The sequence below is a fragment of the Bacteroides caecigallinarum genome (assembly GCF_016902295.1).
Lineage (GTDB): Bacteria > Bacteroidota > Bacteroidia > Bacteroidales > Bacteroidaceae > Phocaeicola > Phocaeicola caecigallinarum_A.
Genome location: NZ_JACJLQ010000004.1, coordinates 80,186 through 91,922, shown reverse-complemented (window position 1 = coordinate 91,922; position 11,737 = coordinate 80,186). Strand labels below are relative to the sequence as shown.

Here is an 11,737-nt window from a genome sequence, read left to right as displayed (position 1 = left end):
ACCTAGTCAACTAGTAACTAGTCAACTAGTATCTAAAAAACTCACAAACTTAAAAACTTAAAAACTCAAATGAAATACATCTTCGAACAGCAAATGAAGGTACGCGATTATGAATGCGACCTACAGGGCATAGTAAACAATGCCAACTATCAGCATTATATCGAACATACACGCCATGAATTTCTTTTATCGTTGGGAGTAAGCTTCGCACACCTTCACAACGAAGGAATAGACCCTGTAGTGGCAAGACTCAATATGGCATTCAAAACACCACTGAAAAGCGGTGATGAGTTCGTATCAAAGCTGTACATCAAGAAAGAAGGTATCAAATATGTATTTTTTCAGGATATATTCCGTCTGCCGGACATGAAGCCTGTTATCAAAGCCACTGTGGAAACCGTTTGTGTTATAAACGGACGATTAGGCGACAGCGAGGTTTTCAACACTATCTTCTCACCTTATTTCAGCGAATAACACTACCATGAATGAGGAATTGCTTTACACCATGGCTCTTACCCGTCTGCCCGGACTCGGTATGATAGGAGCACACCGTCTGATGGAAGCCGTTGGTTCTGCCACAACTGTATTCCGCGAAGCAAAGGGCCTTAAGGAAATTGTGCCCGGTATCTCGCAGAAAGTTATCGATTCTATTCTCAACTGCGACGTGCTGCGCCTGTGTGAAGCAGAAATACGTTTTACAGAGAAAAACAATATAAGGTGTCTCACACTGAATGATGAAAATTATCCGTCACGTTTGCGTGAATGTGATGACGCCCCATTACTTCTGTTCTATCGCGGTACAGCCGACCTTAACAGCCTGCATATAATCAACATGGTAGGGACACGCCATGCGACTGAATACGGGAAGGGGATATGCCAGAAATTTATAAATGAGTTACACGAAATCATGCCCGATGTACTTATTGTAAGCGGACTGGCATACGGCATCGACATAAACGCCCATAGAGCTGCACTCCAGTACGGTATGAACACAGTAGGTGTACTTGCACACGGACTTGACAGAATATATCCGGCCGTACATCGGAATACCGCCGCCGATATACTCTCACATGGCGGACTGCTGACAGAATATCCAAGCGGAACAAATCCCGACAGGCAGAACTTCCTGAAACGTAACAGAATAATAGCAGGTATATGCGATGCCACGATAGTGGTGGAATCGGCAGCCAAAGGTGGTGCGCTGGTTACAGCAGATATAGCCGAGAGCTATCACCGCGACTGTTTTGCTTTCCCCGGTCGCATTAATGACGAATACTCTTCAGGCTGCAATGCGCTTATCCGCAACAACAAAGCCACTCTTCTGCAGAGCGCAGAAGAGCTCGTAAAAGCAATGAATTGGGATTATACACCTACATCCAACCCGCGCGAAGGAATACAGCGCCAGCTATTCCCCGATCTCTCGCCCGAGGAAGAACTTGTCATGTCGCAATTGGAGAAAAATCCTGACGGGCTGCAAATAAACACCATCGTGGTAAATACCAATATTCCTATCAACAGGATGACAGGCATACTGTTCGAAATGGAGATGAAAGGTGTGGTACGTGCCTTGGCGGGTGGGGTTTATAAGTTAATTTAAGACACAAAAAATGGGGACAACGCTTTGTCCCCGTACCTTGTTAACCTTAAATCTAATACTATGAAAAAAATCACGTTGCAAATGTATAATTTACACGCAATAAATGCAAGTAATCCAACTATAAAAATCTTTGTATTTAGAAATATTTCACATTAGCATATATTTGACTATTAAAATAATAATTTGTTAGCATGAATTTTAGTGTGCGTTAACGATATTTTATCGTAAGACAGCACAAAAAAAATCCGGTCCCGAACTAACGGGACCGGACTGTCATTCAAAAGCAATTTATATTAGTCTTTCAGTTTTGCTTTGATAAAGTTACGGTTCAAACGAGCGATGTTGCTGATAGAAACACATTTTGGACATTCAGCCTCACAAGCACGAGTGTTTGTACAGTTACCGAAACCAAGTTCGTCCATCTTAGACAACATTGCCTTAGCACGACGCAAAGCTTCCGGCTTACCCTGAGGAAGAAGGTTCAACTGGCTGACTTTTGCAGAAACGAAAAGCATAGCAGAACCGTTCTTACATGCAGCTACACAAGCACCGCAACCGATACATGTAGCAGCATCCATAGCTTCGTCAGCAACTGTCTTAGGGATAAGGATAGCGTTTGCATCCTGAGGAGCACCTGTAGATACGCTTACGAAACCACCAGCCTGCATAATCTTATCGTATGCAGAACGGTCAACCATCAAGTCCTTGATTACAGGGAAACCTGCAGAACGCCATGGTTCAACTGTGATAGTATCGCCGTCTTTGAAACGACGCATGTAAATCTGGCAAGTAGTAGCACCTGTTGCAGGTCCGTGTGGATGTCCGTTGATGTACAATGAACACATACCGCAGATACCTTCACGGCAGTCGTGATCGAATACTATAGGTTCTTTACCTTCTTCAATCAACATTTCATTCAAGATATCGAGCATTTCGAGGAATGAAGTATCACCCGGAATGTCTTTCATCTGGAATGTATCGAAATGACCTTTATCCTTAGGTCCGTTCTGACGCCAAACTTTCAGCGTAAATGATATATTTTTATCCATTTTACTTCTTTATTTGAGTTGACTAGGTACTAGGCACTAGGTACTAGGTACTAGGGGGTTATAGCTTTCTTTTTATTATTTATCAGCGATGTCAACATTTTCATTATTTCACTGTTCATCATCTCAAGTTCTACATATTGTCCTTCGGTAAGATAGCCAATTTCTTTACAGATAATCAATTGGGTCTCTAACTCGGATGCAGATCCTAATGATATATAAAGAAAATGTAATAACTCTTTGTCATGCGCCCTAGCATACCCTTCTGCTATATTTGAAGGGATGGATATGGCAGCACGTCGCATTTGAGAAGTGATACCATATAATTCACACAAAGGAAACTTTTGAGTAATCAAATACAAGGCTTTAACCATTGCAATACTTCTACTCCAAACGAGCAAACTCTTATGACTACTCATATACTCATTTCTTTTAACCTAGTCAACTAGTTTCTAGTCAACTAGTACCTTGTCAACTAATTAAACTTTAAAAACTTAACTCTTATAGTTACGAGTCTGTACTTTGATTGCTTCGTAAACCAATGGTTCCTTATAAAGTACAGGAGCCTTGTCGTCGCTTCCCTGGTATTCCCAGCAAGCTACATAGAAGAAGTTTTCGTCATCACGCTTAGCTTCACCTTCTTCAGTCTGGTGTTCTTCACGGAAATGACCACCACAAGATTCTTCACGGTTCAAAGCATCGTAAGCGATAAGCTGACCCATAGTGATGAAGTCGTCAAGACGGAATGCCTTGTCAAGTTCGATGTTCATACCTTCTTTAGCTCCAGGGATAAACAGTTCTGTTTCGAATTCCTTGCGGATTTCTTTCAGACGAGCCAAACCTGTCTTCAAGCCTTCTGCAGTACGTCCCATACCTACATATTCCCACATTACGCGGCCCAATTCCTTGTGGATTGAGTCAACTGACTTCTTACCCTTGATGTTCATCAGGTGGTCAATCTTAGCCTGGACAGCCTTTTCAGCTTCAGCGAATTCAGGAAGATCTGTAGAGAAGCGAGGAACTGTAATCTGGTCTGACAAGTAGTTCTGGATAGTGTAAGGCAATACGAAGTAACCGTCAGCAAGACCCTGCATCAATGCAGATGCACCAAGACGGTTAGCACCGTGGTCAGAGAAGTTACATTCACCGATTGCGAACAGACCCTTGATAGTTGTCTGAAGTTCGTAGTCAACCCAAATACCACCCATTGTATAGTGGATAGCAGGATAAATCATCATTGGGTTGTAGTATTTGCGTCCGTTGATTTCTTTTGCAAGTTCACCCGGATTAACGTCTGTGATTTCTTCGTACATATCGAAGAGGTTACCGTAACGCTGACGAACAACATCAAGACCAAGACGTTCGATACTTTCAGAGAAGTCAAGGAATACGGCAAGACCTGTGTTGTTTACACCGTAACCGTGGTCGCAACGTTCCTTAGCTGCACGTGAAGCAACGTCACGTGGAACAAGGTTACCGAATGCAGGATAACGGCGTTCCAAATAGTAGTCGCGTTCTTCTTCAGGGATATCACTACCCTTCTTAGTTCCTGCCTGAAGTGCTTTAGCGTCTTCAATATTCTTAGGAACCCAGATACGACCGTCGTTACGGAGTGATTCTGACATCAATGTAAGCTTAGACTGCTTGTCACCGTGAACAGGAATACATGTTGGGTGAATCTGAACGTAAGCTGGGTTAGCGAACATAGCTCCCTTACGGTAGCAAGACATGGCAGCTGTTACGTTACATGCCATAGCGTTAGTAGAAAGGAAGTAAGTGTTACCGTATCCACCTGTAGCGATAACCACTGCATGAGCGGCGAAACGTTCAAGTTTACCTGTTACGAGGTTCTTTGCGATGATACCGCGTGCACGACCTTCAACCAAAACGACGTCGAGCATTTCGTAACGAGTGAACAATTTAACTGTACCGGCACCTACCTGGCGGCTCAATGCAGAGTATGCGCCAAGAAGCAACTGCTGTCCGGTCTGACCTTTAGCATAGAAAGTACGTGATACCTGAGCACCACCGAAAGAACGGTTGGCAAGTGTACCACCGTATTCGCGAGCGAAAGGAACACCCTGTGCAACGCACTGGTCGATAATATTGTTAGAAACTTCGGCAAGACGGTAAACGTTAGCTTCACGAGCACGATAGTCACCACCTTTCACTGTATCGTAGAATAGACGATATACAGAGTCACCGTCGTTCTGATAATTTTTAGCAGCATTGATACCACCCTGTGCAGCGATAGAGTGTGCACGACGTGGAGAGTCCTGGATACAGAAGTTGAATACACGGAATCCCATTTCACCAAGTGAAGCGGCAGCAGAAGCACCTGCCAAACCTGTACCTACAACGATGATATCCAAGCGGCGTTTGTTAGCCGGGTTCACCAATTTCTGGTGAGCTTTATAGTTAGTCCATTTCTCAGCTATTGGGCCTTCAGGAATCTTAGAATCTAAAACTTTAGTCATAATGTTTTTCAATTTTAGTTTGTGAGTTTAAGAGTTTATGAGTTTGTAATATGAGTTTATTAGTTTGTGAGTTTGTGAAATCAGCAAACTTAAAAACTAAAGAACTCAAAAACTCAAAAACTTATTACAAGTTTTTTACGAAGAATACGATTGCTACAAGAGCAAATCCCAACACGATGATTGTTGAATAGATGTTAGAGATGCATTTCCAACGGTTGATCCAAGTCTTGTTGTTCCAACCCAAAGACTGCATAGAGCTCCAGAATCCGTGAGTAAGATGGAACCAAAGAGCAGCCAACCAAACCAGGTACAATACAAAGAATACAGGGTTTGAGAATGTCTGCATAATGTAACCATAGCCGTCAGTTGCATGAAGACCGCCCATCATAGGGTCGCCGATGATTTCAGCGAACTGCATTTTGTACCAGAAATTGGCAAAGTGAAGAGCCAATCCCAAAATCACGATAATACCAAGAACAAGCATGTTCTGTGAAGCCCATTCTACGTTCTTTGGCTTAACTGTTACTGCGTAACGTTCGTTACCACGTGCAGCACGGTTCTGGATAGTCAACCAGAAAGCATAGATGATGTGAATTACAAACAAGGCAGCCAAAGCCAAAGTTGCAACCAATGCGTACCAGTTAGCACCCAGGAACTCGCAAACCATGTTGTACGCCTCACCTGAGAACAATGCAACAAGGTTCATCGCCATGTGAAATGTCAGAAACAGGACAAGGGCGATACCTGTAACGCTCATCACCACTTTCCTACCAATAGATGAATTACTTAACCACATAAATGATTGATTTTAAATTATTTAATTATTAAAACTAAAATAGTCTGTACAATAGTCTCTACTAATGTTCATAATAATGGGCAAATTTAGACTATTTCCATCATTATTACAAACAATTAAGGAAATAATTCTTTAATTTAAGTTATGAGTTTGCATGTATGAGTTTGTGAGTTTATGAGTTTGTGAGTTTGTTTATGACAACCAACTAAAAAACTAAAGAACTTAAAAACTAATCAACTAATCCTCTATCAGCTCCAGCCCTTTCTGTACTGTCTCATTAATAGAGTTTATCACCTGAAAATATTCGTTCATATCCCAGAGGTCGCATGCTATAAGAGCCTTGAGTTGTGTCTTTATCAGTGGGAGAGCTGTCTTATACTCCTCTTCCTTATATTCCACACCGAGAGTCTTACCGAGTTCAATCAAATCATCTAACATTTCATCTGTCACCTCAAAGCGCTTGTTGAAACGATCGAAAGTCTTGTATTTTTCTTTCCACTCGCTGCGATGAGCGTCAATCAGTTTCAGGTTTTGCTGTACGATGGCTCCCTTGTCGCGCAACGCCAAATAATAATCTGTATAATAAGTAGTGTCGATAGGCACAAAGTAATCAGGCATTATACCTCCGCCTCCATATACTATACGTCCTTTCTTCAAAGTCTTCGTCTTAAGAGAATCAGGGAAATGAATGCTGTCCGCACTCTGCATCTCGCCACGGTTATACCTCTCTATAAGGTCTCTGTTATACTGTTCAATACTTTCGTACGGTTTCTGGATACACCTGCCGGAAGGTGTGTAATAGCGTGCCACAGTCAGACGTATCATAGAACCGTCAGGCAAGTCGATAGGTCTCTGTACAAGTCCCTTACCGAATGTGCGTCTGCCCACTACCATTCCCCTGTCCCAGTCCTGAATGGCTCCTGTCACAATCTCACTTGCCGATGCGGAGAACTCATCTACCAGCACTACAAGGTTTCCAGTGCGAAAATCACCGTTTCCACGTGCATTAAACTCTGTACGTGGATTGCGCTTGCCTTCAGTATATACTATAAGTTCACCTTTCTCGAGCACATGGTTTGCTATTTCAATGGCAGCATTAAGATATCCGCCACCATTTCCCTGAAGGTCGAGAATAAGATTGCGCATACCTTTTTTCTGAAGATTATGCAAAGCTTCTTCAAACTCGTCGGCAGTAGTAGCCGCGAAACGACTTATGCGTATATATCCCGTAGTCTTGGTCATCATATACGACGCATCAAGACTATATACAGGTATTTTGTCACGCTTGACGGTGAAGGGCAACAGTTCCGGAACTCCACGGCGCATTATCTTCAGGTTGACTTTTGTACCTTTAGGGCCACGCAGGCGACGCATAATCTCCTCCGTGCTCATCTTCACACCTGCTATCACAGTATCATTCACCTCTATAATACGGTCGCCTGCCAAGATTCCCACCTTTTCCGATGGGCCACCTGAGACAGGCTGTATAACGAACAATGTATCTGTAGCCATATTAAACTGCACTCCGATACCGTCGAAATTACCTACAAGGGGTTCGTTCAGTTTCTTTACTTCTTCAGCGTCTGAATAAGTGGAATGCGGATCAAGCTCTTCAAGCATATTTATTATGGCGTCTTCCACCAATTTGTCCTCATCCACATCGTCAACATAAAGATTGGCAATTGCGAACTCTGCCAGCTGAAGTTTTCTGGCAGGAGAATTCAATAATCTGTTCTGAGCTTCAACAAATAGTGTTAAACTAATGAATAAACATATAGTAGATAGTAATTTAAGCTTCATATATTGTGAGTTTGTGAGTTTGTAAGTTTGTAAGCATCAACCAACTTAAAAACTAAAGAACTAAAAAACTTAAAAACTAAAGTTTCATTCCTTCAGGCAAGAAAGGACTGACATCCTTGCCAAACTGAAGAAGTTCGCGCACGATGGTGGAACTTACAGAAGTCAGTTCCGGCTCGGTAAACAGCAGTATGGTTTCTATTCCCGCCATCTTGCGGTTAATGTCGGCAATGGTTTCTTCGTATTCAAAATCGCGTACGGTACGTATGCCACGTACTATAAACTGCGCGCCACACTCGCGTGCGAAATCTATTGTCAGCCCCGAATATGAGGCGACTTTTATTCTCGGCTCGTCAGCATAAAGCCGGCGTATCATATCCACACGTTTCTCTGTAGGAAACCATGTGCGCTTACTGTCATTTATACCGATACCTATCACCACCTCGTCCATAAACGTAAGGGCACGTTTCACTACCGAAAAGTGTCCGATAGTAAACGGGTCGAAGGTACCGGGAAATATTGCTTTTTTCATTTCATTTATAAATTTACATCTTCTTCAACCACCAGATTCTCAATGATGAAGTTCTGTCTCTCCATGGTGTTCTTTCCCATATAGAATTCCAGAAGTTCCTTCACGGCATCAGTCTTTCTCAGAGTCACCTGTTCCAGACGCATATCCTCGCCAATAAAGTTGCGGAACTCATCAGGAGATATTTCTCCCAGACCTTTGAATCGGGTTATTTCCGGATTAGGTCCTAGTTCATCAATGGCGGCAAGTCTTTCCTCGTCGGTGTAACAGTAGCGTGTAACGTATGTACCTTTTTTCCTGTTTCTCACACGGAACAAAGGAGTCTGGAGTATATATACGTGGCCTTTCTTTATCAGGTCGGGGAAAAACTGCAGGAAGAAAGTTATCATCAGCAGTCGTATGTGCATACCATCGACATCGGCATCGGTAGCCACAATCACCTTATTATATCGCAGTCCGTCAAGACCGTCCTCGATATTAAGAGCAGCCTGAAGCAGATTGAATTCCTCATTCTCGTAAACCACCTTTTTGGTAAGCCCGAACGAGTTAAGCGGTTTACCACGCAAGCTGAACACTGCCTGTGTATTCACATCACGGCTCTTGGTTATTGAACCGCTTGCAGAATCACCCTCGGTAATAAAGATGGCACTGTCCAGACGAGGATCTTTCTCCTCATCCTTCTTGCCGGACTTGACATCGTTCAGATGTATTCGGCAGTCGCGAAGCTTACGGTTGTGGAGATTTGCTTTCTTCGCCCTTTCGCGCGCTATTTTTGTCACTCCGGCAATGGCTTTTCTCTCTTTCTCGGATTCCTGAATCTTCTGCAATAAAACCTCAGCCACATCAGGATGCTTGTGCAGATAGTTATCTACATTAACCTTGATGAAATCGCCCACGAACTTATTCACACTCACTCCCGAAAGCGGATACGGATTACCGTCTGTATCCTTTTCAGGCGCCATTGTAAGCGAACCGAGCTTTATCTTGGTCTGACTCTCGAATGTAGGCTCTATAACGTTAATGGCAATGGCAGCCACCAGCCCGTTTCGTATATCCTGATATTCAAGGTTCTTACCATAGAATTCCTTAATCGTACGGGCAATGTGTTCCTTGAATGCGCTCTGGTGAGTACCACCCTGGGTAGTATGCTGACCGTTGACGAAGGAATAATATTCCTCACCATACTGAGGGCTATGCGTGAATGCTATTTCTATGTCCTCGCCTGTCAGATGAACTATAGGATATATACCTTGGGAAGTCATATTATCATTCAAGAGGTCCTCAAGTCCGTTACGGCTCACAATGCGGCGTCCGTTATAATAAATGGACAAACCAGTATTAAGGTAAGTATAGTTGCGGAGCATTGTTTCAATGAACTCCGGACGGAAATGATAATTCAGGAACAGTGTATTGTCAGGCTCGAAATAGATATATGTTCCGTTCTCCTCATTTGTAGCCGAAGTCTTATCGCTAACCAGCTCTCCTCTTTCGAACACAGCCTCACGCATCTGACCATCGCGGACGCTCCGTGCTATAAACTTCACACTGAGGGCATTGACAGCCTTGGCGCCAACACCGTTAAGTCCAACACTTTTCTTGAAAGCCTTGGTGTCATACTTACCTCCGGTGTTCAACATGGATACTGCATCCACAAGACTTCCCAAAGGGATACCACGGCCATAGTCGCGCACAGAGACTCTGAGATTATCCTCAAGAGTGATATCGATACGCTTTCCAACCCCCATCTTGAATTCGTCGATACTGTTGTCCACCACTTCCTTGAGCAACACATATATACCGTCCTCCGCCTGTGAGCCATCGCCCAGGCGTCCGATATACATACCCGGACGGGTACGCACATGTTCCATGTCGCTCAAGTGACGGATATTCTCTTCAGTATATGACACCTGAGGTTCCGAAGCATTTACATTATGATTCAGTTCATCCATTGTATTTTTATTTTAGTTACTAGTTGACGAGTTACCAGTTGACCAGGTTCCCCTAGTATCTAGTACCTAGTCAACTTGTCAACTGTATCAATTTATTTTTCTCTTGTAAGCACGGCGGCGTTTGTGCTGCTCAGACTCGAACGCACTCCACTGCGACTGTACCTTCTTATTATCTTCCAGTTCCGGGTTGCTTTCGCCATATTCAAAACCCATTTCCTTATATACAGGCACCAAATCGTAGAACAGAAGAGCATTGACACCCTTGCTCTGATATTCCTGCTTAACTCCTACAAGCAACAGGTCAAGAATCTTAGGTCTCTTGATAAACAAAGCCTTAAGCAGATGCCACCATCCGAAGGGCAGCATCTTTCCCTTTGCTTTCTGAAGCGCTTCAGACAATGACGGCATGGATATACCTACAGCAACAAGTTCGCCGGCAGCATCTTCCACCAAAGATACCATACGAAGGTCAATCACAGGCAGATACATCTTTATGTACTGGTCTATCTGACCCTGAGTCATCTTCGAGAATCCATAAAGCGGAGCGTATGCTTCGTTTATAAGGTCGAATATCCTCTGACCGTAATTCTTCTCTTTAAGTTCCTTACGGGTGATTTTCTTAATCTTGAGATTATATTTCTGAAGAATGATTTCCGAGATACGCACAAACTTCTCAGGAAGTTTTTCAGGCACTTTAAGCTTGAATTCAACCCAATCAGCTTCCTTCTCGAAACCAAGTTTCTCTATATGCTGCGGATAGTATGGATAATTATAAATTGTGGACATTGTTCCAAGCTGGTCATATCCTTCGACCAACATACCTTCAGGATCCATATCTGTAAATCCCAACGGACCTACAACATATTCCATACCCCTTTCTTTACCCCATTTTTCTACTTCATCAATAAGCGCTTTCGACACCTCCGCGTCGTCAATAAAATCAATCCATCCGAAACGTACCTCTCTCTTGTTCCAAGTCTCATTGGCACGGTTATTGATTATTGCCGCCACACGTCCAACAGGCTTTCCATCCTTATAAGCCAGAAAATATTCAGCCTCGCAGAACTCGAAAGCGGCATTCTTATCCCTGCTTAGAGTATTAACCATGTCGTCGTACAAATCAGGTACGGAATAAGGATTGTTCTTGTATAATTCATAATTGAGACGAATGAAAGTGTGAAAATCTTTCTTCGTCCTGACTTTCTTAATGATAATGGCCATTTTTGTTAAATTGAAATTTCGGCGTAAAGTTAATATTTTTTGTGTTTATTTCATGGCTGTTACGGTAAAAATAAGGACTTTACTCAAAATAAGGAATTAATATTGGGAACTAAAAAGATAATTCTACAGTACAAAAAGCTGTTTGTATGCTCAATTATTCTATAAATAAAAGCTATATTTTTATAAATACAAATTTGATTTATATATATACAACTTATATTTTTATAAATACAAGTTATATTTATAGATTATGAAAGGAATAAAACATCATTTCTACAGCACAAAATGAATTTTACCGGTTGATGAAATAAACAAATGAACTATA

General features: G+C 42.6%; 10 protein-coding genes. 2 read left to right on the top strand and 8 right to left on the bottom strand.

Features of this window, described 5'->3' with window-relative positions:
- Positions 1-69: 69 nt before the first annotated feature.
- Together H6A27_RS02320 and dprA are read left to right on the top strand one after the other, a co-directional pair.
- Positions 70-474, top strand: a complete 405-nt coding sequence (locus H6A27_RS02320) for an acyl-CoA thioesterase (RefSeq protein WP_204403211.1) — start codon at positions 70-72, stop codon at positions 472-474.
- Positions 475-481: 7 nt separating this feature from the next.
- Entirely contained in the window at positions 482-1,597 is a 1,116-nt protein-coding gene (dprA, locus tag H6A27_RS02315; protein ID WP_204507527.1) for a DNA-processing protein DprA, read from the top strand.
- Between the two features lie 293 nt (positions 1,598-1,890).
- Here dprA and H6A27_RS02310 read toward each other — a convergent pair whose 3' ends face one another.
- The 8 genes from H6A27_RS02310 to H6A27_RS02275 form a co-directional block, all read right to left on the bottom strand.
- On the bottom strand, positions 1,891-2,646 hold the full coding sequence (locus tag H6A27_RS02310; protein ID WP_204403207.1) for a succinate dehydrogenase/fumarate reductase iron-sulfur subunit: 756 nt from the start codon (positions 2,644-2,646) through the stop codon (positions 1,891-1,893).
- Between the two features lie 50 nt (positions 2,647-2,696).
- Complete coding sequence (locus H6A27_RS02305) at positions 2,697-3,062, bottom strand: four helix bundle protein (RefSeq protein WP_204507526.1); 366 nt, start codon at positions 3,060-3,062, stop codon at positions 2,697-2,699.
- Positions 3,063-3,137: 75 nt separating this feature from the next.
- Positions 3,138-5,120 carry a fumarate reductase/succinate dehydrogenase flavoprotein subunit gene (locus H6A27_RS02300; RefSeq protein ID WP_154044719.1) on the bottom strand — a complete coding sequence of 661 codons (1,983 nt, stop codon included), beginning with the start codon at positions 5,118-5,120 and terminating at the stop codon, positions 3,138-3,140.
- A 124-nt stretch (positions 5,121-5,244) separates the two neighbouring features.
- Positions 5,245-5,916: a succinate dehydrogenase/fumarate reductase cytochrome b subunit gene (locus tag H6A27_RS02295; RefSeq protein WP_154044720.1), complete on the bottom strand. Its 672-nt coding sequence runs from the start codon at positions 5,914-5,916 to the stop codon at positions 5,245-5,247.
- Positions 5,917-6,153: 237 nt separating this feature from the next.
- Positions 6,154-7,716: a S41 family peptidase gene (locus tag H6A27_RS02290; protein WP_204507525.1), complete on the bottom strand. Its 1,563-nt coding sequence runs from the start codon at positions 7,714-7,716 to the stop codon at positions 6,154-6,156.
- 76 nt (positions 7,717-7,792) lie between these two features.
- Entirely contained in the window at positions 7,793-8,245 is a 453-nt protein-coding gene (gene coaD, locus H6A27_RS02285) for a pantetheine-phosphate adenylyltransferase (protein WP_204403201.1), read from the bottom strand.
- Positions 8,246-8,250: 5 nt separating this feature from the next.
- Positions 8,251-10,191: a DNA topoisomerase IV subunit B gene (locus H6A27_RS02280; RefSeq protein ID WP_204507524.1), complete on the bottom strand. Its 1,941-nt coding sequence runs from the start codon at positions 10,189-10,191 to the stop codon at positions 8,251-8,253.
- 87 nt (positions 10,192-10,278) lie between these two features.
- Positions 10,279-11,412 carry an N-acetyltransferase gene (locus H6A27_RS02275; RefSeq protein WP_204507523.1) on the bottom strand — a complete coding sequence of 378 codons (1,134 nt, stop codon included), beginning with the start codon at positions 11,410-11,412 and terminating at the stop codon, positions 10,279-10,281.
- Positions 11,413-11,737: the final 325 nt, after the last annotated feature.